Source organism: Candidatus Tisiphia endosymbiont of Nemotelus uliginosus, from assembly GCF_964264755.1.
GTDB lineage: Bacteria > Pseudomonadota > Alphaproteobacteria > Rickettsiales > Rickettsiaceae > Tisiphia.
The window spans coordinates 1,273,988-1,297,967 of the sequence record NZ_OZ183481.1; the positions used below are offsets into that span (position 1 = coordinate 1,273,988).

Consider the following 23,980-nt stretch of genomic DNA (forward strand, 5'->3'; position numbering starts at 1 on the left):
GAAATCAATGCTAACAAGAAGTGAGCGTTTACGGAAAAAAAAGTTAAAGTACAAAACGTCATGGCTCAGAGCCGCTTTACGACGACACGGCAATCCAAAAAATGATTAGAAATGGATTGCTTCGTCGGCTTACTCCTTCTAACAATGACACTTGTGGCGAAAAGATTTTTTATTTATCATAAGAAAATAGCAAAAAAACCGTGAACGCTCACGAAGTGACTATATATTCTCGATTTATGCAGCCAGTTTATCTTTCAATACTTCAACTAATTTATTAATTGCTTCATCAGGATTTATATTCTCAAGAATTGCAAGTTCCCCAGCAAGCCTATTTAATGCCGATTCATAAATAGTTCTTTCACTATAAGATCTATCACTATCAACATTCTTGTAGAGATCTCGTACCACTTCCGCTACGGCTACTATATTGCCAGAATTTATTTTACTTTCATATTCTTGTGCTCTTCTACTCCACATCCTATTACCTTGCTTAGCTTTACCCTGAAGTGTTGAATATATTATAGTCAGATCAGTCTTGCTAACAAGCTTTCTAAGACCCGAAATAGTCGCTCTATTTACAGGTACTTTTAGAATCATTTTGTCTTGGGGAAACGATATTACATAAACCCTAATATCAGCACCAGCTATGATTTGCTGTTCTACATTTACTATTTCTCCAACTCCATGGGATGGATATACAATTCTTTCTCCTACTTTAAATTCAGATGACATTGACATGCTTACTCCTTTCCATTATAAAAACTTAAATTATAGTCAACTAATTTGAATTTGCCTAAGAAAGTTGTTCCTCACCCTAAATGTTCTGTCAATAGAACCTAGGAATCAAATCCAACTGAATTAACCATTAGTTCTTTTGCAAATTCACTATACTAAAGATAATAACATAACTGTAGAGTATAACATATTTTGGAAGAATAACAAAGTGTAAGTTATAAAATTAAGGCACCCCTCTTTAAAACTTTCTTCAAGATAACCTATAAACTTCATGATTATACTCTTTTGTAAGACATTACAGCTAATTCGGTTAGCTATATTTTCTTAACAATTAAACTTGCATTAGTTCCACCAAACCCAAATGAGTTAGAAAGTGCGTAATTAATTTTTGCCTTTCTAGCTTCTAAAGGAACTAAGTCTATCTTTGCTTCTGGTACCGGTTTATGCAAATTTAGAGTTGGTGGGGCAATTTGATCCTGCATTGCAAGAATTGAATATATTAACTCCACGCTACCAGTTGCTCCAAGCAAATGACCGATAGATGATTTCGTTGACGACATAAGAATATTCGGCTTAGCGTCTAAAAATAATTTTTGAACAGCCAATAACTCTATACTATCACCAACCTGGGTAGAAGTACCGTGGGCATTGATATAATCAATAAGACTTGCATCAATTTTTGCATCTTTAAGAGCATAAAACATAGCTCTATAAGCTCCTCTTCCTTCAGGATGAGGGGAGGTCATATGATAAGCGTCTCCAGTAGAACCATATCCAATAATCTCAGCATAAATCTTGGCATTTCTGCTAATAGCATGCTCATATTCTTCAAGTACTACAACACCAGCTCCTTCTCCCATTATAAATCCGTCACGATCTTGATCCCATGGTCTTGATGCAATTTCAGGTGTAGAATTATATTTAGTAGATAACGCTCTTGCGGCAACGAACCCCGCCACTCCAACCGGAGTAACCGGTGCCTCGGCTCCACCAGCAATCATAACATCCACATTACCATACTGAATCATCCGCATAGCATCTCCTATGGCATGAGCCCCAGTGGAGCAAGCTGTTGCTACTGCTTGATTTGGTCCAGTAAATCCGTATTTAGTGGAGACATGACCTGAAAGGAGATTAATTAATGAGGCGGGGATAAAAAATGGGCTAACTTTGCCATTATTTTCTTTATGAAACTTTACTGATGTCTCTTCGATCATCTTAAGTCCACCGATTCCTGAACCTAATATTAAACCTGTTCTATCTCCTGATAATTCATCTTTTACTTGCCACCCACTATCCTCGATTGCTTCAGTAGCTGCTGCGATACCATATTGGATGAATAAATCCATCTTATGTACATTACGAGGATCAATAAACTTCTCCGGGTTAAAGCCATTATCAGTTGAATGATCCACAATACCAGCTATTTTACAAGCAAGGTTGGAGGTGTCAAACCCGGTGATTGTCTTAATACCACTACGCCCACTTATAATACCATCCCAAGAGGGTTTTACACCAACCCCCAATGGCGTGACTAGTCCGATACCGGTTATAACGACTCTTCTAGTTGACATAATTATAACTTATGAATTATTATTTTTTTTTATATATTGTACCACATCAGAGACAGTTAAAATTTTACTAGCCTCTTCATCTGGTATATCACATTTATACTTTGCTTCTATTGCCATCATTAATTCAACTATATCTAAACTATCTGACTTAAGGTCCTCAACAAATCTAGATTCAGGAGTAATTAAATCCTTCTTTACTTTTAATGTGTTAGCAACTATTTCAATAACATCTTGTTCGATAATATTTTCATCCATAATTAGAACCTCATAACATAAATTAAATTTAGTAAAACATTCAAACTCTAGCCACTTATAACAATTTGTATAGAATAAACATAATTTCATACATAAGTAAGTTTCGAGTAGATCGATACAACAATTTCAAACTTCTAGCATAAAAATATATTTTATGCCAGCGGAAAATAAACAAGACGATAGCATTGTTTATAAATCTTCACATTTAAAGATGTCTATCACCTAACCTGTGAGTGTTCACGGTTTTTTTGCTATTTTCTTATGATAAATAAAAAATCTGCTCGCCAAACGTCATTGCAAAAAGGCATAGCCAACGAAGCAATTTTTAATCATTTTTTGGATTGCCGCGTCGCCGCAAAGCGGCTCCTCGCAATGACATCTTGTACTTTAACTTTTTTCCGTGAACACTCACCATAACCTAATCTTTTTAATTTTATGCTTTACAATAATTAAGAAACCATAGTTGTTTCTTATTATATAATTGTTAGCTTATTACATTATTATATACGCCTTTTCTTAATAATAGAAATAATAATGCCAAACGACAAAAGAATAATTGTCATAGCCAGTGTAGTATAAGATGGAATATCAATAACATGTTCAGCGAATATTTTTATACCAATAAATATTAATATTAATGCTAGCGAATATTTTATATAACTAAATTGCTTAACAACATTAGCTAAGCACAAGAATAAGGCACGTAGACCTAATATGGCAAAAATATTAGAAGTATAAATTATATAAGGATCCTTAGTGATAGCAAATATTGCTGGTATACTATCAATGGCAAACACAATATCCATAACTTCTATCATTATTAATGATGCAAAAAGAGGAGTAATGCTGATACCTTTGCTAGTTTTAACAAAAAATTTGTAACCCGAGATTTTGGGGGTAATGCTAAAGTATTTTTGTAGAATTCTATAAATAGACGATTCTTGCACTTTTAAATTTTTATTTGATAGATAAAAAGTTTTTATACCTGTAATTATAAGAATAATTGCAAAAACATATAATAACCAAGAAAATTTTGAGATAACAATGACCCCTAAATATATAATTATAGCTCTAGACACTATGACACCTAGAATTCCCAAAAACAATATTCGATGTTGATAGATCAAGGGAATAGAAAAAAACTGGAAAATCATTAAAATAATAAAAATATTATCCAATGACATGGCTTTTTCTATAAAAAAACAAGTATAATATTCTTGGGCTTTTTCTCTTCCCATATCAAAGAAAATAAAAACACCAAAGAGGCATGCTATAATTAAGTAAAAAAGGCTAAAATAAATGGTTTGGCGAAAGGTTAATACCTTATTTTCTTTGTTAGCAAAACCAAGATCATAGATTAATAAACCTGCAATCACTATACAAAAAACAATCCACGTCAAATTCTCCTCCTATAAGCTATTATAATCATTTGAAGAACTTATTGCTTCAAGGCTATTGGTTTTTAATATTAAGCATTACCCATTCGTGAAGTAAAGTGCGATTCTTTGATACCAAGATTTTGCAAGGCATTGTGCCACTTATGCTCTGGACGACCAGAAAAAATAAAATCTTTATCACAATCTGTTATTATCCACAAATTATCCTTAATCTCTGCTTCAAGTTGCCCTGCTTTCCAAGAAGTATAGCCAATAATAAATAAACTATTTTTAGGACCATTACCAGAAGCAATATCATGAGGGATTTGAGGATTAGAACTAACTGCTAAATGATTTTGAAACTTCAATAATAAATTCTCATTATAGTCATCAGAATGTAAGAAAAAACCACGATCATGCTCAACTGGTCCTCCCAAATAGATAGGCATCATAATATTACCTACCTGATCATCAGATATTTTAAAGAACGATTTTATTTCTATATGATTCACTAAATTATTGAAAATTAAGCCCATCGCTCCCTCTGCTGTATGAGATAGCATATAAACAAGTGATTTATTAAATATACCATCAAGCATATAAGGAGTAGCTATCAAAACCTTACCAGACAAATTATCAAAAATTTTATTGTTTTCATTCATAATGTTTATTGTACTGTTAAATTTATTTAGTCTATAATTATATTAATACACTAGCTTTCAGATACATATAGTGTTAAATTACACCTATTCAATAAAAATTTTGAATATGATAATAAATATATCCTACACTTATTCTAAACCTAAAGTAATTTTTAGAAAAGTCTAATGTTTACTTGGTTTGATATAACAATACTGGCAATTATTACCGCCTCATCAATGCTCGGAGCCTATGGGGGACTAATAAAACTTACTATTAGGTTACTCGGCTTTATATTTTCAGTTCTTTTTGCCTATTACTTATCTCTATACATTGCTGAAATTATTACTCGATATTTTATTAACCATATTGCATTGATAATTACCTCTGGAGTTATTTCATACATTATATCTTTGATCCTATGCTCTTTCTTAACCCACCAATTTCTTTTGATAATTTCCTTTATAAGTGGTGGAATCATTGACAAATCTCTAGGTCTAGCCGTCGGCATGCTTAGAGGTATGATTATTTGTTTGTTCATATTCCTAGTCCTAATAATTTTCTTTTCTGGTAGTTATTTACAAGCAAAAACCCTAAAAGACGTTATACAAAATACTAATATTGATAAATATCCAAAATGGCTTAAAGAATCCGCAACTACTCCCTATCTAGATAATTTAAGTAAAAATCTTATAAAGACTCTACCACAAAATAGTTTGGAATCCATTAAATTACCCATAAAATCAAAGATTGTTGATACTACAAATGTGTTAAAAGAATCACAATCTACAGAACCTCCCAATAAAATAGAAAAACTTCCTGAAGAACTCAGGCAAGAACTTGATGAAGTATTGTCGCAAGAATTAGAAAAAGATGACTAATTATATTTTTGCAACCAAAAAGAGCCAAATATAGAGTTACTTTAGTTATTGCAGGCGGTTTCCCAGGAGGATCCTACGATAGCGAAACTTTTACAGCAATATATTAATTTATGAAATCATATACCTTTAAAGAACATTTTTTAGAGTTAAAAGCTAGATTATTACGAATATTTGCTGCATTCATTATTGGTTTTATTATTTGTTATTATTTTAGCAGTGATATATATAATATTTTATTAGAACCACTTGCAGAATTAAGTCATACGAATATAAAAAGAGTGATCTATACTGGTCTTACTGAAGCATTCTTTACTTACATAAAACTTGCGGCTTTTGTTTCTTTTGTCATGATTATACCAATTATTAGCATAGAATGTTTTTTGTTTATAAAACCTGGACTATATTCACATGAGAAAAAATATGCGGCTTTTATCCTCTTTATGGCACCTATTTTGTTTTGGTGTGGGGGTGTCTTTGTTTTTTACTTTGTTATGCCGCGTGCATGGCAATTTTTTTTGAGCTTTGAAGATCATAATGTCGTTATTCCACTAATTCTAGAAGCTAGAGTTAGCGAATATTTAAATTTAGTAATTCAGCTAATTATTGCTTTTGGTATAGCCTTTCAATTGCCTATTATTATGCTAATATTAAATTTATTAAAAATATTAACAGCAAAAGACTTAGTGAACAAGCGAAGATGGTCTATAATAATTATTTTCATTATTGCTGGTATTTTAACTCCACCGGATGTGCTTAGCCAATTTGCCCTTGCAATACCAATGCTTTTATTATATGAAACTTCAATTATTATGTGTAAATTTGTAGAAAACCGAGGAAATTAGATGTTAGATATAAAATGGATTAGAGAGAATAAACAGGAATTTGATGATTTACTTATCAAAAGGGGAATTCCTCCAATGTCCGATAAAATTACTAAACTAGATGAAAGCAAACGTCAGCTAACTAATCTTATTCAACAATTCCAGCATGCGAGAAAGAAAAAATCTAAATATTTAGGTAATATGCCTAACAAGAGTAGTAAGGAATTTGAAGAACTAAAGCGTGATGTGGACCATATAAATGAAAAATTAGAAGAACTGACTCTAAAATTAAATAGTAATCATCAGCTCAACGATATGCTGGAAGTACTGCCAAATCTTCCTGATGATGACGTACCATACGGTACTGATGGAAGTATGAATAAACTGATTAGAACAGTTGGAGATATTACCACCAAAGCATCTCCAGTACTAGCTAAGCAACATTTTGAGCTTGGTGAGAGTTTAGGGATGATGGATTTTGTACGTACTGCTAAAATGTCTGGGAGTAGATTTGTAACTCTCAAAGGAGATTTAGCAAAGCTAGAGCGGGCATTGATTAATTTTATGATTGATACTCATACTCAGGAATTTGGTTTTACTGAATTATCTCCTCCATCTTTAGTACGACCAGTTGCTATGTATAATAGTGGTCAATTGCCAAAATTTGCAGAAGATTCGTTTGAAACGGCGAATAATTACAGGCTAATTCCAACAGGCGAAGTACCTCTTGTTAATATGGTATCTGATACTATAATAGCTAGGGAAGAATTACCTATACGTTATGTTGCTTATACCCCCTGTTACAGATCAGAATCTGGGAGCAGTGGTAAGGATACTAGAGGTATGATACGTATGCATCAGTTTGGTAAAGTTGAATTGGTCACAATAACTACTGTAGAAGAGTCTAAATGTGAACATGAGTATATCACTAATGCTGCTGAGACTATTCTAAAAAAACTTGATTTACCATATAGAGTTATGTTGCTTTGTACTGGGGATATGGGGTTTACTGCTCAGAAAACCTATGATTTGGAAGTATGGTTGCCAGGTCAGAATTTATATCGTGAAATTTCAAGCTGTTCTAATTGTGGAGATTTCCAAGCTAGAAGGATGAAAGCTAGATATAAAGAATTTGGTAGCAACGACACTACTTTTGCTCATACGTTAAATGGTTCTGGTTTACCAATTGGTAGAACAATAATTGCAATTCTAGAAAATTACCAGAATGCAGATGGCTCAATAACGGTTCCAGATGTTTTGGTAAGTTATATGGGTGGGTTAGAGCGAATTCATGCTACTAAATGTTAAGTATGAGAGATTAAGATAATTATGTTAAAAACAAAAGAATATAAGTAATATATGTTTATTTAATAGGTATCATTGGTGTTCAAAATAACTAGCAATTCGAGGAAAATTGATAAGGATTTGTATAATAATTCTGCAGAGAATTTCATTCCAATTGCTTGTCACTATAATGAAAACACTCTGTTAACTAAGAATGGAGAACTACTCCAAACTATCCAAATAAATGGTATTAATGCAGAAAATATTAGTGATAAGTTATTCAATTTACGAGAAGTAGTGCGTAATGCTATCAAGAAAAATGTTCATAATAAAAGTTTTGCATTCTGGATACATACGGTACGGCGTAAGACAAATTTAGATGACACAACTCCGTACAATAAATTGTTACCAGCTAATATTCACAATCTATGGCAACAAAAGAATTATTGGGATGATAAATTTGTTAATACTTTATATATTTCAATAATTTATGATTCTGATAACATTAAAGTTAAAGACTTAAACTCTTTAATAGCTTCTTTGTCTTTTGATAAACTTATCAATTACCAAAATAACTACTTAGATAGTGTTTTTAAAATACTAAATAGTACTGTTGATACAATACTTTTGGATTTGCAAGGTTTTGGTGCAGTAAAGTTAGGAATAAGATTTGAAAGAGAGGAATCTTACTCTGATCTGATGTTTTTATATCGCAGAATAGTCCATCTTAACGAGGAATATTGTTTAGTGCCGATTGCCAATTTATCTAATGCTTTAGCCTCTAATCAATATGCAGTTGGTAATGATAAGATTGAAGTAATAAGTCAACATGGTAAAAAATTTGCATCCATTATTTCAATAAAGGAATATCAAGAAGTATCATCGGATGCCCTTGATGGATTCCTACAATTACCTGTAGAATTAATAGCAACAGAAATATTTTATTTCGTTGATAAAAAAGAAGTATCTAAAGCATTTGAAGAACAGGCCTATATTTTACAAGTTAGTAAGGATGCTAAGCTTGCTGAGATTACAGGAATAGATAAGATAATGAATCTTGATGCTTCAATTCCAAACCAATTTTGTAAACAACAAATTTCCATTGCTATTATAGGATCGGACTTGAACAAATTGGATCAATCAATTGCCCAGGCATCTAGGGAACTTGCTAAAATTGGAATTGTTCATGTACGAGAAGATATAAACTTAGAATCGACATTTTGGGCACAACTCCCAGGCAACTTTTCCTATATTAGAAGGTTAGCCCCAACAATTATTGAAAATACAGCTGCCTTAGCTTCATTACATAATTTTCCAACTGGAAGCCAAAATAACATATGGGGTAAAGCGGTAACTTTGCTTAGAACGGAAAAAGGAACGCCTTACTTTATGAATTTTCATGCTAAAAGTAATAATAGAGGAAATGTTTGTATTTTTGGCACAGCTAATACTGGCAAGACAGTATTAACAAATTTTTTGATTTCTGAAGCTACTAAGTATAAGCCAACAATATTGTATCTTTCCAACAATAATGATTCAAAGATTTTTGTTGAATCAATTGAAGGGCAGTGGATTGAAAAGGAAAAAAATCTAATAAATCCATTTATACTAGATGATACTCTAGAATCAAGACATTTTATTGTTGAATTTCTTAAAATAATTTGTAATCATTCTTTTTATCCTCTAAGTGAAATTGAATTAGCTTTTCTAGAAATCTTTGCCGATAAAATTCATAGTTTAGATAATAAGGATCGTAATTTTTCATCCATTTTAAAAATAATCGATTTCTCAATAGAAGGTGGAGAGTTAATTAAACTAAAATTAACAGATTATGCAGAAGGTGGATTATATGATAGTATATTTGATAGTGATAAATTTCCTTTATCCGAAGGCAATATAATAGGATTTAATTTATATTCTTTTTCTGAAAAATCTTTTATTAAACGTTTTTATCCAACAGATAAAAAACTTTTAGAAGCATTCTCAATGAATTTAACTAAGCATAATAGTTTATGTGTAGGGTTAATATATGCTTTTAATTATCATTTAACTATTACAGGGAAGAGTCCAAAAATATTAGTAATAGATAGTCTTGATTCCTTGTATAGACCAGAAAATTTTGATAACATATCAGAAATGATTTCTGATAGATTAATGAAAAATAATGGGATCATGGTTAGTAATTTTAATTTTAGTTATTTGCAATCGATAAAAACTAGGGTGTTACAGAATTGGTTAGACTTGACAGACACTAAAATTATTTTACCATCAGAAATAAAATTGCAATATTTAGAGCAAATTTTAGGATTAAATGAATCAGAAATAAAGAAATTATCGAAATTTACAATTACTTCTAGAATGTTCTTAATAAACCAAGACGATCAATCTATTGCTGTGGAATTAAGTATAGGAAGCTTAATTGGTATTATCAAGATTTTATCCTGTAGAGCTGAGGAATTAAAAATATATCAAAAAATATTACAACAATATCCAGGACATCCTGATAATTGGATTAATCCTTTGTATATGGCATTAAATCGTATTTAGTTGAAAGAGGAATTTGGTGCTAAAAAAATATTATCTAGTATTCTTCTTGTTGATTTACTCGGGCAATAGCTATGCAGCATCATTTTGGAATGAAGTTGCAAAATGCATAACTAACCCTTGCAATTGTGGTTATGGTAAGATAGATGAAACATGGAACAAAGTTGTCAAAAGAACAATATATCCAGACCCCTTGTGTCCACCATGGAACAAGCGGGATGGACGCGATACAGATAATTGCTTGGTTCAATTTGACCCCCCTAAAAGTGGAATTGGATTTTATCTGCAGCATTGTGCAGAACATACAACAGAAAGCTCCTATTTTGCCCCAAAAATTCGTATAAGAACTCAAAGTTGTAATGCATTTGCCTGCTGGAATCAATCCACTACTTTACATTGGGATGGTGAATGTGTAGTATGGCCTGGAGCTTATGCCTTACCCTTACTCAGAATTTGTGCTAGAGTTGCTATTCCGGCAGTTGAACCAACTCATCTTAATAAAACAGGAACGCCAGCAGATCCTGGTTATACTCCTGGAAAACACTTAAATGATGTTGGTTTTACAGAAGATGATAAATTGATCATTGGAGATGATGGAACACCTATTAAATTTGATAGACCAAAGTTGTGTGCATATAGTGATCCTGGTTTGGTAAATCTTGTTTCAGCTACCGGAGTTCACTTAGATCCGCTGGACTGGAATCCAGTGAGACAACCTCTTCATAAAACAGATGCGTTACACCCTCTTACAAAAGTCCTAATATTTTTAATAGAAATTAAGGAGGGGTTGAGTATATCGGGATTATTAGGTAAGTTGTTAGATATGATGGGTTCTGACAATACACCAGGTCTTGATACTATAAAAGAAATAGTTAAATGGATAGGAAGAATTTTTGAGCAGCAATGGATGTATGATATAGCAAAAGAGATCCTAAAAACAATTGGTACACTAAATCGTACTGTTGATGATTATCAATTTGGTTGCGTTGAATTGCCATTTGGTCCTTTTCCACCACCATATTGTCCTAAATTAGGTAAATTCATTATTACTCCTACTACCAAATCTGTATGCAGCAAGAAGAATAAAAACGGTTTATTTGTTCAATCTTCAGATGCACCATGTGTAGTATCTAAATTAAGGAATAATCTTATTCATAATGTTGTACGTGTTAGTTTAGACAATCTTGTCCCTCTTTGTAAAAATAAAGAAAATCCTCAAGAAACCGATAAATGTGTAGTAATAAACAATCTTGGTCCATTTTCTTCAGCCCAAGGGATGCATATTGCTACCGCTCAACGTGATGCAATAAAAAAATGTTCAGTTGGTGATACAAAACCTTGCGTTAATACAAAAATTGACTTTAAATGTAGCATTACTGAAAATGGTTGTGAAGATGGCTTTAGAATAGTTTACGCACAAAAAGTAGGCAGTCACTCTACACCAAGTAGTTACTATGTTGATAATTTACCTGATTGTAATAGTAGTGGTGCAAAAGATAAAACTACCTGTCAAGAAATATGGGGGATTAATATTGGTGAGTTTATCGATGCTAATATTGAATTTCCCAAGTTACAAAATCAGGATGGTAACAATTTATTAAAACTACAAGAAATCTTTGAACTCAACGATAATAATGACGAGAAGCGGTCTTTTGCGGTGTCAATTGTTAGAAATACTTTTTTAGACACTGATTTAGAACCTAGTTTTCGTTATGATCCAAAATCTATTTGTGTAACAGAAGGAGATCAGCTAATTGGCTGTGAAAAAAGAGTGACAGATGGCTACCAAATCTTAACCCAAAAATGTGGAGTAATTCCCGAGGTTATTTGCCCTAATAATAGCTATTATACCCCTCAATTTGTTGCGTCAATCCAAGTATTAGACAAAGAAGGGAAAGTGGTTGATTTAACTAGCACTGTTGTTACTCCATTGTCGATATACTCAACTGAGACACAAAAGACAGAAGAAATAATAAATTTAGCAGGATATAATTTTACTTCCTTCATGACATATATTTCTAATACTCCACCAGTTACATATACTGCTATGCCATTTTCTGGAAAAAAATCTATGAATCCTTTAACAATATATGGTGAATATAAAAACGACAAGGCTCCCTACGATACTGAAGGAAAACCTACTACAGATGCGGTATATTTGAAAGGTCTTGAATATATAAATGGTAAATATCTGCAAGGAGCAACGCATGGTTGTTTACAATTAAAAGATATAGAAAAATGTATTCCTGGAGTAAATAATACTAATTGTGTGCTAGCAAAACTACTTGAATCAGATACCATTGATTGCTTGAAATTTAAGGAAAAAAGTACCCAATATCAAAACTTTCTTCCTCTATGTAAAGGTACTACTAATTGTAAATCTAAAGAGACTGTGGAGGGTATTACAATTTATCAATGTGATAATGTGTATTGTTATGTAAATAATCGTAAACAAGGTGTTGAAGTATGTAAAGTCTCTTTAGATACTAATAATAGGATTTACCCCCCCTCATCACAAGGATATCCGATAAATACCGGACAACATTACGATTTTGCCTCTAAGGAAGAGGGCTATCCTATATACGATCAGAAGACTACTGCAATCCGAGATAAAACATCCCAGGAATTAGGTCTTTGCACCACAATTGATGCCCCTAAATGCAAAGCAATTTCTACCCCAACTGATATTAGTGGTAATGCAACATGGAAGTCTAATAACATAAGTGATCCAGATACAGAAATAGGTCACTTGGCACAAGGTACTTGCAAGGATGGTTGGGTATTAATTGATCCAAATAAACCACTGCAGCGTTATTGCCTATTAAATATAGCTACTAAAAGCGTTGATTTCGAAGCCTTACCGGAGGGAGTTGGTTGTAAAGAGAATAATGGTCTTAGTTTCAAATATACAAATGACTTTAAAAGTAATTTTCCTGTCAAAAATAGCTATGATACTTCAACTAAAGTTGGTACATTGGTACTTGGTGGTTCATACAATTCTACAGCCTACCTAATAGATACATTACATTGGGCAAATTATGAGATTGATGTACCCAATACTAATATGCTAACCTCTTTCACAATAGGTGAGGCTAATTCCTATTATGATGATTACTTAATGATTAAAGTCAATGATAAAATTATTTATACTGGTCTCCCTAATCATGAGTTTAAGGATATAGAATGTAGAGATTATCAAGCTGACAAATGTGTTGTTTACATTTCTAAAACTGGTAAAAAAGAAGATTTTGTGCAAGCTCCTGATATATATAAATCTACTAAGTTACCACAACTTGATCTGATGCCACATTTACGAAATGGTAAGAATAATATTAAGATTTATGTTGGAGTTATTGGTGGTGGGGTGTTGAATCTTACTATTAAATACCGATTAAAATAGCATAAATCTTAATATAACTAACCAAGGCTAACATTATACTCAATTTACAAACGTCTATTAGCGAGGAGCTGCTTGGGTTAGTTATAGATTCTGTTAATAAAATTTAAATATAACTTGTTATATCAAATTCAGCTATGTAAAATATGGAAATTTATAGGAGTTTTCACCTACTAGGATTTCAGTATGCTAGATGATTGTTAAGGATTCGAGGATAAAATCACCTATTTTAAAGAAGAATGTTTACAACAACCTAATATATTTGAAACTTATTTTATAAAATTACTTGCTCTTATAAAGATAAAATGAGAACATAGCGTGTAACAAAAAGAATAATTTACTAAAAAAATTTGTTAAGGAGAAAGATGCAATGAGGGTATTGTTAGTAGAAGATAATAGTGATATAGCTAGTTCTATTGAATTAACCTTAGCTTCAGAAGGAATTATTTGTGAAGTGGTGGAGTTTGGTACAGAAGGAATAGAAATAGCAAAAGTTTACAATTATGATTTGATTATCTTAGATCTTATGCTGCCAGACATTAGTGGATTCGAAGTATTGCTAAGATTACGTTCTGCCAAAGTAAAAACGCCCATATTGATTTTATCAGGTATTACTACAGTTGATCAGAAAATCAAAGGGCTTACATGCGGGGCAGATGATTATATCACAAAACCATTTAACCGCGAAGAGTTAATTGCTCGTATTTATGCAATTGTTCGTCGTTCTAAAGGACATTCTGAGTCAGTGGTTAGGTTTGACAAGGTAAGTATTCATCTTGATACCAGAATTGTAGAAGTTGATGGCAAAAAGGTTCATTTAACAAATAAGGAATATGCCATTTTAGAATTATTAGTATTACGTAGAGGAACAGTATTGAATAAGGAGATGTTCTTAGATCATCTGTATAGTAGTGTTGATGAACCAGAGATTAAGATTATAGATGTATTTGTTTGCAAATTACGAAAGAAATTAGCTGCTGCTGGTGGTACAAACTACATTGATACAGTATGGGGGCGTGGTTATATGTTAAAAGAATATGATGAACAAGATCCAATATTACATCATTTTTAAGGAGAAGTTATTAGACCTCTTGGATAACCTAAAGATAATTGAGTAATTTTGTTGTCAAAACTCGTCTCCGTTCCTCACGTACATCTTAGTACGCTGCGGTACTCGACTTCGTTTTTCTTAAAAATTACTCAATTATCTTTAGGTTATCCAAGAGGTCTATTGAGCCATCTCAGAAACCAAGATAGAAGATTATGATACCTAGCACGATAGAACTAACCGGTAAGGTCTATATTAAATATGTTGATCATATAGTAAATTCATATGTTGGGGATGTTAAGCTTTTGTTAAATGACGATGCATTAAACCTTAATAAAGGGGACTATGAGAATTTAAAGTCAAGCGGTTATATTAAAGCAAAAATTTTTGATGGAGTTGTTTGGCAGAATATTAGTATAAGTGAATTATGTCCAGAAAAAGAATACAAATTTACTAAAAGACAAAAAGCTATTGACTCAGCCTTATTATGCAAAACTATAATTGAAGAGCTTCGAGGGGTTATGTTATATAGAACTTATAGAGGACACTTTACTACTCAAGAATGATTAGCTAATCCTTTTCCTGGATTTGCTTAGTTTGAGTAATTGGTAAATAGGAGGCTAACAAATGGAAACAGATAACAAAAAACCACAAGATTCTAGAAAATTAGCAGACCAAATTAAGGATGCATTGGCAGGTATCACTAATGATGATGAACTTGGATCCGATGAGGCAATGGAAATTTTCAATGAGTTAAGTGCAAACGACACTTTCGAGCAAGAGATAGAACAAATATTAGCTTGTCTTAACGAACAAACAATGGATCTAACAAAATTACAGACACAAATTATCATATTAATACAAAAATATTTAGGTAAACTCAATAACAAGAAATTAAATCTTAAAGTTGATGAACAACTTATCAGTAAGAATGTTACGGAAGTAAGTAGTTACTTGATGCAACAACATTCACAATTGGTAAAAGAAGCTAACCGAGGCTTGATAAAATCAAAAGACAATCTACATGGTATAAGTCGTCAATCTAGATTGGAAGCAAGGCGTTTAGTTAAAAATTTTGCTTTATACCAAGTTTATAAATTTATGAATCCTAAAAGAATAGCTGGAGAAACAAAAAAAGAAAATTTTGCTTATAATATGATTAAAGGCGGGATGGATTTAGCTACAAAATATGAAGGTGGAGCAAAAAGTGATATTAAATCATATTCTCCAGAATTTCTTAAAAAATTAAACAAGGCTCATCAAAATTTTAAAAGTGGTGGGAAGACAATTTATTGATTAATAATATTTACTTACAAAAATTAAAGCTACTAAATTATCGTAATTTTCAGGATTTAGAGATTAATACTGGTAATAACCCTATTATATTAATAGGAGCAAATGGTAGTGGTAAAACTAACATCCTAGAATCAATATCACTATTTTCTCCTGGTAAAGGTTTGAGATCAGCAAAATTAGATGATGTTTGTCAAAGAGGGGCAGAGCATTGTTCGGCTTATGGGCTACTACACAGTAAACTTGGACTAGTTGAAATTTCAACAAATTTAAAACGTCAATCTAATAGGCGACTTACAGAATTTAACGGTGCTAAAATACAAAATAATGAATTGAGCAAGTTCTCTGCTATGATTTGGCTTACTCCCCAAATGGATGGTATTTTCTCTTCTGGTGTTAGTGATAGACGTAAATTCTTTGACAGGATTGTCTATAATTTTAATCCATCGCATGCAGGGATAGTGACTAAATATGAATATTATATGCATGAACGCAGTAAAATCCTATTACAAGATCAAGTTGATACAAATTGGCTTGGAGTAATTGAAGAGAAAATGGCAGAATTATCAATTCAAATTGCTATTAATAGGTTAAAAATTTTAGAACATATTCAAAAAACCATTGATGATTTGGATAATGACTTCCCTAAAGCTGTTTTATCAATTAATGGGGTTATAGAAGAAAAAATATCAAAAAATTATGATATAGATGTAGATTTTATAAAAAATGAATTAGTGGGCTGTCGTATTCGTGATAGAATGTCTAATCGTACTAATTTTGGAGTTCATAAAAGTGATTTTATAGTTATTCATAAAGAAAAAAATGCCCCAGCTAAACACTGCTCTACCGGTGAACAGAAGGCTATGCTCATTGCAATAATACTTGCCCAAGTTAATTATTCTATTAAAGAAAATATCGCTATGCCTATTTTACTGTTAGATGAGGTTTTTGTCCATCTTGACAAGAAAAGGCGAGAATATTTAATTGATCTTTTCCTAGAATTAGGATTACAACTATGGGTAACTGCTACTGACTTAAATGGCATAGAATCCTTAACCAAAAAAGCAGAATTAGTGAAATTATATAGCTAGCCTTCCTAGTACTACAGTTGTAGATTGAATGTGAGTGTTCACGGAAAAAAGGTTAAAGTATAAGATGTCATTGCGAGGAGGTTGCCAGACCGACGAAGCAATCCAGGAAAGTGATTAGAAATGGATTGCTTCGTTGACCTTACGGTCTCCTCGCAATGACTCTTGGTGATCAGGTTTTTTTATTCATCACAAAAAAATCGTGAATGCTCACATCTAAACTACAACTGTAGTACTAGGGTATGTCGTCACGAGATTTGAGCCCACATTAGTAAAGCCCTTAAACAAAGACCCGCCATGTATGATTTTGTATTTTTAGCATATCTTGTTGCTATACCACGCCATTCTTTAAATTTTTGAAATGTATTTTCAATAATGTGCCTTAGCTTATATAGATATTTATCTATCTCTCTTTGAATCTTCCTGTTTCTTTTTGATGGTATTACAGGAATTATGTTTGCATTCACAGCCGATTCTATTATGGCGTTTGTATCGTAAGCTTTATCAGCCATAAGATGTTGTGCCTCCATATTCTGGATTAACTCACAAGCTTGAGTACAATCATTTCTGGAACCTTCTGTAACAATAATTCTGACCGGCATACCATACGCATCCACGGCCATATGTACCTTTGTATTGAGCCCCCTTTTGTGCGACTAACCGTTTGATTCCCGCCTTTCGCTCCAAGCCCTGCTTTGTGAGTTTTTACAAATGTAGAATCTATCATTAACCATTCAAAATCAGGAGCATTTATAAAAATATTTAGCAAATTCTCCCATATCCCATTATCACGCCATCTACAGAATCTTCTGTGTACATTCTTCCAATTGCCATAATCAGGAGGCAAATCTCTCCATGGAACTCCCGTTCTAAATATCCACATCACTGCATTTATAAAAGTTCTATTGTCTCTTGCAATACCTCCCCAACAACCTTTCTGACCAGGTAAATTACTTTCTATCTTATTCCAAAGCTCATCGCTTATATCATGTCTTCTATGTGCTAAACTCATTGCTTCTTATCGCCTATTTTTATTACTACAATTATAATAACAAATCACATAAAATTATGCAATCACAATCTCGTGACGACATACCCTAGCATGTGAGCGTTCACGGAAAAAAGTTAAAGTACGAGACGTCTATAGCGAGGAGCTACTTTAGTAGCGACGCAGCAATCCAAGAATAATAGATTGCCACGACCACTACGTGGTCTCACTAATAGACGCTTGGTGAGCAGATTACCGCGTTGCAGCAAAGCTACTCCTCACAATGACAAGATAATGCTAATCGGTTTAACTATAGAGACTAGTTCATGTTTTTAATTTTTTGAGATAATTTACTGTGTAACGGTACACCAAGGGTATGATATTTATTATTTCATTCTACTATTAACTAAACTACCATGCCATTTACCTGGTGTTCCCATAGTTCCTTAAACTTACCATTTGGAATTGTAAGTAAGTCTAAAAAGCTTCCGTCTTCAACAATTTTTCCGCCTTCCATAACAACAATTCTATCTAAATGCCTTATAGTTGAAAGACGATGTGCTATAGCAATTATTGTTGTATTATTTATCTTGAGCATGGTATTAATGGATTTTTGAATTTCTTGTTCAGTGTGGCTATCAAGTGAAGAAGTCGCTTCATCTAAAATTAAAATGGGAGCATTTTTAAGAATAGCCCGTGCAATTGCAATACGTTGACGTTGCCCCCCACTTAGTTTTACCCCTCTTTCTCCGACAATAGTGTCGTATTTTGCAGGTAAAGTTTCAATAAATTCATGGATATTCGCTGCTTTTGCTGCATTTTCAATTTCAGTTTGTATGACATTTTCTTTGGCATATCCAATATTCTCACCAATTGTACGATGGAAAAGCATAATATCTTGAGGAATTAATGATATTTGGGATCGTAAACTATCGGAAGAAATATCATAGATGCTTTGATTATCAATCATAATATCACCATTTACTGCTTTAAAGTTTTTGAGTAACAACGATATTAATGTTGATTTTCCCGCTCCAGAATGTCCAACTATCCCAACCTTTTGACCAGCTTTAATATTAAGATTTAGATTATGAAATATGCTGTTGTTTGCATAACTGAAAGATAAATTTTGAAATACAATATCACCCTTTGAGATATTTAATTGAAGCGAATTAGGTTTATCGATTGTATCTTGGGGAATTTGCATAACTGTAAATGCAGAACAAAAAGCAGCAACGTCTTGTAAAAAATCTTTAATCCTGATTGTTGTATCCCAAGCATTTTCAGTAAATAAAAATGCAAGGGACATAATAAAGGCAATGTCTCCTATTGAAATATCACCCCTATTGCGTATATGGATAACATAGAAAAATAAAGATATTAAAAATACCCAATAAAATAGACATAGTATTATAGATATAATTAAATCATACTTGTAATATTTGATAAGTAATGGGTTATGGATATTATTGTAATAATCTTGTATTTTTTGTAATTCACGTTGTTTGGTAACGAAAGAAAATATTGTAAAGATATTAGTAATACAATCTGCAACCGTTCCAAATAAGTGATACCAGGAATCTTGTTTTGCTTGCTCCATTTTAGCAAGCTTTGTAAAAAATTTAAATGATACAGGTGAGTAAATAACTGTAAATATTAAAACAAAAAGAAATATTTTTATATTAGTGCAAGCTAGGGCAATACCAGAAAACAATGTAATTAACAATGGTTTACTAAGCTGGAATTCGAGAGCGTTATGCATCTTATAGTAGCTATCACCAATTCCTTTTATCTTTCCAACCACAGCCCCAGAAAGATTATTTTGAAAAAATGCATATGGCAGATCAAAGCAATGTTTGCAAATTTTATCCAACATATTTTGGAAAATATAAGGCATGCATTTTAATTGAGCAAAATTATGTGCACGCCATGCCCCATCAAGAACAACTTGTGCCCCTACAAATACCATTATTGGTCGCCAGCATTGTGTAAAAGTAATATGTTGGTTTTGAGTAAATAAATCAATTAAAAGTTTCACAGCATAATTATGTATAATTGGATACACTCCATTGGCAAATGGAGCTATCATCATTATAAAATATTGATATTTATATGGTTTTATAACTGACCATAGAAAGAAAAACCGATTATTCATTTAGATAATCCCCATGCCTTAAATTATCAAATGGTTTAATAATAGACCTATTGCAAAACTCGCTTATGCTGAGGAATTTGAAGGAGACACGGAACGCAGAACCGCAGCGTACTCAAATGTACGTAAGGATTCGAGTAGCACATCGACGTACAAATTACTAGCAGAAGTAGAGTTTTGCAATAGGTCTTTTGCGTAAGTATTTTTTAAAGTGAGTCCAGCAATGTTCTATAGGGTTAATGTCAGAGCTTGTCTGCAAACTAAGTAATAGAGATATACTCTTCTGCTTTGCAGAATTGTTTTTTGAAAATATCAGGGACTCGCATACTTACATACCTCATGTATGCTGCCGTAGCCTCGCCCCTCATTTTCAAATCCAATTCTCCAAATAATTTGAGTATAAATAGAATAAGTAATCGGCTTATAACCAAAAATTATGTTTTCACTAGAATCAGTAAGAAAACCATATTCTTAATAGCGACGAATCAATCCAGGGAAATAATTAGATAGATCACTTCATCGACCTACGGTCCCCTTATTAATATACGAAGTAATGCTAATCGGTAATTATAGAGGCTAATTCATGTTTTTAATTTTTTGAGATAATTTACTGATTTTACGTGAGGCGGTATTTAACTTGATAATATTCTTTGTTACGCCTTTCATTATTTCAGATTGTGCAACAATCAACGCTAATCTGGCCGATTCTTTTGAACCGCTAGCAACTTCTTGCAAAACTTTTTTTAAATAGGTTTTAATTCTACTCGCTCTATTCTTATTTATTAAAGTTTTTTTAATTGTTTGTCTTATTGCCTTTTTTGCTGATGAATGATTAGCCATATTTATTATTTTCCTACAGATTCATTAATTTTGTTCTTCATGATTATGACTTTCTGCTTGTGGAGTCATACAACCTTTACTATTTACATCTCTATCAACGAACTCAATATAAGCCAGTGGTGCCATATCGCCATAGCGAGAACCAGCCTTTATTATCCTAGTATATCCACCTGGACGTTCACTATATCTTTTACCTAAAACACTAATAAGTTTTTCAGTTGCCACTTTATCTTTGATTTTAGCAAGCACCATTCTTCTAGTGGCTAAATCAGATTTCTTGGCCTTAGTTACTAGCACCTCAATATAAGGTCTAAGCTCTTTAGCCTTAGGTAAAGTTGTTTTTATTTGCTCATTCATCACAAGTGCCACAGCCATATTAGCAAACATTGCCTGCCTATGACTACTTGTTCTGTTGAGTTTTCTACCCTTAATTTTATGTCGCATATTGTTACCTTAAATTAATATGGATCTTCATAACGCTTAGACAAATCCTGAATATTTTCAGGAGGCCAGCCTGCTACGTCCATTCCAAATTTCAAGCCAAAACTGTCTAATATAACTTTAATCTCATTAAGAGATTTTCTACCAAAATTTTGAGTTCTCAGCATTTCTCCTTCTGTTTTGATAACAAGATCTCCTATATAGATTATATTATCATTTTTTAAACAATTTTGAGATCTGACAGATAATTCTAATTCCTCAACTTTTTTCAACAAGGCTGGATTAAATGATAATTCTTCTAATTTATCCTGCTTATCTTCCATTTGTTCTTCAAATGTAATAAATAATTGCAACTGATCCTGCAAAATTCTAGAAGCAATGGCTATAGACATTTCAGGAGAAATACTACCATTAGTTTCAACGATCATAGTTAGCTTGTCATAATCTGTAACCTGACCAACACGTGTATTATCAACTTTATAAGTAACCTTCCTTACAGGACTAAATAACGCATCTATTGGGATTACCCCAATAGCAGCTTCTGAATCAACATTACTCACAGCAGGAACATAACCTTTTCCTGTCTCACACACTAGTTCCATTTCAAGTTGGGCTCCTTTTGCCAAGGTACAAATCATATGATTAGGAGTTAATATCTCCACATCATGACCTGCCCCAATCATACCGGCAGTCACCACACAAGGTCCAGTAGCACTTAATCTTACAACCTTCTTTTCGGAAGAATGCATCTTAATGACTAAGGACTTAAGATTTAAAACTACATCAACTAAATCTTCTTTAACACCAGGTATAGCAGAAAATTCATGCACCACCCCTGGTATTTTTATCGAAGTTATTGCAGCACCCTGAAGAGAAGAAAGCAAAATTCTCCTCATAGCATTACCTATTGTTAGACCAAAGCCTCTCTCTAGAGGTTCAACTACAACTTTTAATATATTAGTATTCTTATCAGGACTGTCATACACGATCTTCGGCTTGATCAGTGAGTTCCAGTTTTTATTTAATGATAACATTATTTACTACCTATCTCTCTATACTCTTCTTCTCTTTGGCGATCTAACACCGTTATGAGCAACGGCTGAAACATCCAAAATTGAGGTAACTATAAAATTTTGACTAAACACTGCCCGCATAGCCGATTCTCTTTGCGCCCCTGCCCCTTGCACTCTAATTGAAACAGTTTTAAGACCATGCTCTTTTGCTGCTTCTGAGGCTTTATCAACAGTTATTTGAGCAGCATAAGGAGTAGCTTTTCTAGCCCCTTTAAAACCATGTGTACCGGCTGTTGAGAACGCTATAGCATTACCTTGCACATCTGTAAAAGTCACAATAGTATTATTAAAAGTTGTTTTTATATGAACAACACCAAGAGTGATATTTTTTCTTTTTTTCTTGATCTTAGTATTAGCCTGACTCATTATTATACCATATTACTTTGTAACTTTTTTCTTACCGGCAATTGCAATAGCTTTGCCTTTTCTTGTTCTAGCATTAGAATGAGTATTTTGTCCTCGCACAGGCAGTTTTCTTATATGCCTGAGACCTTGGTAACTTCTAATATCTTTTTTCTTCTTGATGTTAAGAGTTACTTCTCTTCTTAAATCACCTTCTACTTTATATTCTTTTTCAATAACACTACGTAAAACAATAAGTTCTTGATCAGTTAAGTCTTTAACCCTTTTACTCTCAGATATCCCAGTCTTCTGACAAATTTTTCCTGCAGCAGAAGAGCCGAGTCCATAAATATATGTTAAACTCACTACTAATCTTTTGTTTGCTGGAATGTTAACACTCGCTATTCTTGCCACAAATAATCTCCAAATTTTGATAACAACCAAAAGGGAATAATATAAAAATATCCCTTAAAGTCAAATAATTTCTAACATTTTATCTAAAACATCTTCTACTTCTTGCTTATCCTTACTTGCATCAACAACATAGAATTCACTATTATCTCTATAATAGCTAAGTAACGGATAAGTTTCTATCTTATATTCTTCTATTCTATGTTTAATAGTCTGTTCATCATCATCTTGTCGATGAATGAACTTATCCGATCCACAAACATCACAAACATTATCAATCTTAGGTTTAATAAAGTAACTATTATAAATTTGTTTACAATTTGCACAACTAAATCTACCCAAAATCCTCTTAATAATTACTTGATCGTCTATCTCAAAAAACACCACTTTAATCTTTTGACTAGCAAATTCTCTAAGAAAGCTAGCTTGCTCTAGATTACGAGGATAACCATCTAGAACATAACCATTTTTATATATATCCTGAGTTAAAAACTTTTTAACTACATTATTTACCAATTGATGAGGGACAAGTTTTCCTTGTGCCATATACTGTTGAATTAACAACCCCTCTTCATTATTGACCTTTACCATTTGTCTAAATATATCGCCTGTAGAAACATGAGGTAAATTTAACTTTCCTGCCAATAACTGCCCTTGAGTTCCCTTCCCTGAGCCAGGAGATCCTATAAGCACTATAATCACTTTAAACCCATCTTTAGATATATAACATAATATATACTTACCACTAAGTATAAAAGTACATTATTTTAAGAATTAGCTACAAAAACTCTAAAATAT

21 protein-coding genes and 1 pseudogene are annotated in these 23,980 nt (G+C 32.5%); 9 read left to right on the forward strand and 13 right to left on the reverse strand.

What is annotated here, in order from left to right:
• Positions 1–234: 234 nt before the first annotated feature.
• The 5 genes from ACFELW_RS06440 to ACFELW_RS06460 all read right to left on the reverse strand — a co-directional run bounded on the left by ACFELW_RS06440 (position 235) and on the right by ACFELW_RS06460 (position 4,602).
• Positions 235–738, reverse strand: coding sequence for a CarD family transcriptional regulator (locus ACFELW_RS06440; RefSeq protein WP_341759443.1), 504 nt, complete (start codon positions 736–738; stop codon positions 235–237).
• Between the two features lie 311 nt (positions 739–1,049).
• A complete protein-coding gene (gene fabF, locus ACFELW_RS06445) occupies positions 1,050–2,309 on the reverse strand; it encodes a beta-ketoacyl-ACP synthase II (RefSeq protein WP_341759444.1) in 1,260 nt (419 codons plus the stop codon).
• Between the two features lie 9 nt (positions 2,310–2,318).
• A complete protein-coding gene (gene acpP / locus ACFELW_RS06450) occupies positions 2,319–2,564 on the reverse strand; it encodes an acyl carrier protein (protein WP_341752469.1) in 246 nt (81 codons plus the stop codon).
• 500 nt (positions 2,565–3,064) lie between these two features.
• Positions 3,065–3,964: a TerC/Alx family metal homeostasis membrane protein gene (locus tag ACFELW_RS06455; RefSeq protein WP_375329999.1), complete on the reverse strand. Its 900-nt coding sequence runs from the start codon at positions 3,962–3,964 to the stop codon at positions 3,065–3,067.
• A 68-nt stretch (positions 3,965–4,032) separates the two neighbouring features.
• On the reverse strand, positions 4,033–4,602 hold the full coding sequence (locus ACFELW_RS06460) for a YqgE/AlgH family protein (protein ID WP_341748533.1): 570 nt from the start codon (positions 4,600–4,602) through the stop codon (positions 4,033–4,035).
• Positions 4,603–4,767: 165 nt separating this feature from the next.
• Between ACFELW_RS06460 and ACFELW_RS06465 the strand changes: the two genes are divergently transcribed.
• The 9 genes and pseudogenes from ACFELW_RS06465 (at position 4,768) to recF (ending at position 16,938) form a co-directional block, all read left to right on the forward strand.
• A complete protein-coding gene (locus ACFELW_RS06465; protein ID WP_375330000.1) occupies positions 4,768–5,460 on the forward strand; it encodes a CvpA family protein in 693 nt (230 codons plus the stop codon).
• Positions 5,461–5,570: 110 nt separating this feature from the next.
• Positions 5,571–6,325: pseudogene (gene tatC / locus ACFELW_RS06470) on the forward strand (twin-arginine translocase subunit TatC).
• Positions 6,303–7,589 carry a serine--tRNA ligase gene (serS, locus tag ACFELW_RS06475; RefSeq protein ID WP_375330001.1) on the forward strand — a complete coding sequence of 429 codons (1,287 nt, stop codon included), beginning with the start codon at positions 6,303–6,305 and terminating at the stop codon, positions 7,587–7,589. The pseudogene tatC and the gene serS overlap by 23 nt, the downstream one beginning before the upstream one ends.
• Before the next feature lie 84 nt (positions 7,590–7,673).
• A complete protein-coding gene (locus tag ACFELW_RS06480; protein WP_375330535.1) occupies positions 7,674–10,112 on the forward strand; it encodes a VirB4 family type IV secretion/conjugal transfer ATPase in 2,439 nt (812 codons plus the stop codon).
• Between the two features lie 16 nt (positions 10,113–10,128).
• Complete coding sequence (locus ACFELW_RS06485; RefSeq protein ID WP_375330002.1) at positions 10,129–13,509, forward strand: hypothetical protein; 3,381 nt, start codon at positions 10,129–10,131, stop codon at positions 13,507–13,509.
• 367 nt (positions 13,510–13,876) lie between these two features.
• Complete coding sequence (gene ctrA / locus ACFELW_RS06490; protein WP_375330003.1) at positions 13,877–14,578, forward strand: response regulator transcription factor CtrA; 702 nt, start codon at positions 13,877–13,879, stop codon at positions 14,576–14,578.
• 191 nt (positions 14,579–14,769) lie between these two features.
• Entirely contained in the window at positions 14,770–15,120 is a 351-nt protein-coding gene (locus ACFELW_RS06495) for a hypothetical protein (protein ID WP_375330004.1), read from the forward strand.
• Between the two features lie 61 nt (positions 15,121–15,181).
• Complete coding sequence (locus ACFELW_RS06500; RefSeq protein WP_375330005.1) at positions 15,182–15,850, forward strand: DUF5394 family protein; 669 nt, start codon at positions 15,182–15,184, stop codon at positions 15,848–15,850.
• Positions 15,850–16,938, forward strand: a complete 1,089-nt coding sequence (gene recF / locus ACFELW_RS06505) for a DNA replication/repair protein RecF (protein WP_375330536.1) — start codon at positions 15,850–15,852, stop codon at positions 16,936–16,938. The genes ACFELW_RS06500 and recF overlap by 1 nt, the downstream gene beginning before the upstream one ends.
• A gap of 245 nt (positions 16,939–17,183) precedes the next feature.
• On the opposite strand, the gene ACFELW_RS06510 is transcribed toward recF, so the two are convergent.
• The 8 genes from ACFELW_RS06510 to ACFELW_RS06550 all read right to left on the reverse strand — a co-directional run bounded on the left by ACFELW_RS06510 (position 17,184) and on the right by ACFELW_RS06550 (position 23,884).
• Positions 17,184–17,947 (reverse strand): IS5 family transposase gene (locus ACFELW_RS06510; RefSeq protein WP_341749137.1). Its coding sequence is split into 2 segments (ribosomal slippage): positions 17,184–17,590 and positions 17,590–17,947, totalling 765 coding nucleotides; the frame shifts between segments, so codons are not numbered across the junction.
• Between the two features lie 382 nt (positions 17,948–18,329).
• A complete protein-coding gene (locus tag ACFELW_RS06515; RefSeq protein WP_375330006.1) occupies positions 18,330–20,078 on the reverse strand; it encodes an ABC transporter ATP-binding protein in 1,749 nt (582 codons plus the stop codon).
• Positions 20,079–20,651: 573 nt separating this feature from the next.
• Positions 20,652–20,915: a 30S ribosomal protein S20 gene (gene rpsT / locus ACFELW_RS06525; protein WP_250310928.1), complete on the reverse strand. Its 264-nt coding sequence runs from the start codon at positions 20,913–20,915 to the stop codon at positions 20,652–20,654.
• Between the two features lie 24 nt (positions 20,916–20,939).
• The gene (rplQ, locus tag ACFELW_RS06530) at positions 20,940–21,359 is read right to left on the reverse strand and encodes a 50S ribosomal protein L17 (protein ID WP_094648910.1); all 420 of its coding nucleotides are present in this window, start codon (positions 21,357–21,359) and stop codon (positions 20,940–20,942) included.
• 14 nt (positions 21,360–21,373) lie between these two features.
• Positions 21,374–22,390 (reverse strand): DNA-directed RNA polymerase subunit alpha, encoded by a 1,017-nt coding sequence (locus ACFELW_RS06535; RefSeq protein WP_375330007.1) that lies wholly within the window; start codon positions 22,388–22,390, stop codon positions 21,374–21,376.
• An 18-nt stretch (positions 22,391–22,408) separates the two neighbouring features.
• Positions 22,409–22,795 (reverse strand): 30S ribosomal protein S11, encoded by a 387-nt coding sequence (rpsK, locus tag ACFELW_RS06540; protein ID WP_094648908.1) that lies wholly within the window; start codon positions 22,793–22,795, stop codon positions 22,409–22,411.
• Positions 22,796–22,807: 12 nt separating this feature from the next.
• On the reverse strand, positions 22,808–23,185 hold the full coding sequence (gene rpsM, locus ACFELW_RS06545) for a 30S ribosomal protein S13 (protein ID WP_341749194.1): 378 nt from the start codon (positions 23,183–23,185) through the stop codon (positions 22,808–22,810).
• Positions 23,186–23,245: 60 nt separating this feature from the next.
• Positions 23,246–23,884: an adenylate kinase gene (locus ACFELW_RS06550; protein WP_094648906.1), complete on the reverse strand. Its 639-nt coding sequence runs from the start codon at positions 23,882–23,884 to the stop codon at positions 23,246–23,248.
• Between the last annotated feature and the right edge of the window lie 96 nt (positions 23,885–23,980).

Excerpts from the sequence above, each read along its gene's own strand:
- ACFELW_RS06460 (WP_341748533.1), bottom strand. The coding sequence starts at position 4,602 with ATGAATGAAAACAATAAAATTTTTGATAATTTGTCTGGTAAGGTTTTG.
- ACFELW_RS06515 (WP_375330006.1), bottom strand. The coding sequence starts at position 20,078 with ATGAATAATCGGTTTTTCTTTCTATGGTCAGTTATAAAACCATATAAA.
- fabF (WP_341759444.1), bottom strand. The coding sequence starts at position 2,309 with ATGTCAACTAGAAGAGTCGTTATAACCGGTATCGGACTAGTCACGCCA.
- ACFELW_RS06440 (WP_341759443.1), bottom strand. The coding sequence starts at position 738 with ATGTCAATGTCATCTGAATTTAAAGTAGGAGAAAGAATTGTATATCCA.
- serS (WP_375330001.1), top strand. The coding sequence starts at position 6,303 with ATGTTAGATATAAAATGGATTAGAGAGAATAAACAGGAATTTGATGAT.
- rpsK (WP_094648908.1), bottom strand. The coding sequence starts at position 22,795 with ATGAGTCAGGCTAATACTAAGATCAAGAAAAAAAGAAAAAATATCACT.
- ACFELW_RS06465 (WP_375330000.1), top strand. The coding sequence starts at position 4,768 with ATGTTTACTTGGTTTGATATAACAATACTGGCAATTATTACCGCCTCA.
- ACFELW_RS06495 (WP_375330004.1), top strand. The coding sequence starts at position 14,770 with ATGATACCTAGCACGATAGAACTAACCGGTAAGGTCTATATTAAATAT.
- acpP (WP_341752469.1), bottom strand. The coding sequence starts at position 2,564 with ATGGATGAAAATATTATCGAACAAGATGTTATTGAAATAGTTGCTAAC.
- rplQ (WP_094648910.1), bottom strand. The coding sequence starts at position 21,359 with ATGCGACATAAAATTAAGGGTAGAAAACTCAACAGAACAAGTAGTCAT.
- ctrA (WP_375330003.1), top strand. The coding sequence starts at position 13,877 with ATGAGGGTATTGTTAGTAGAAGATAATAGTGATATAGCTAGTTCTATT.
- ACFELW_RS06535 (WP_375330007.1), bottom strand. The coding sequence starts at position 22,390 with ATGTTATCATTAAATAAAAACTGGAACTCACTGATCAAGCCGAAGATC.
- ACFELW_RS06500 (WP_375330005.1), top strand. The coding sequence starts at position 15,182 with ATGGAAACAGATAACAAAAAACCACAAGATTCTAGAAAATTAGCAGAC.
- rpsT (WP_250310928.1), bottom strand. The coding sequence starts at position 20,915 with ATGGCTAATCATTCATCAGCAAAAAAGGCAATAAGACAAACAATTAAA.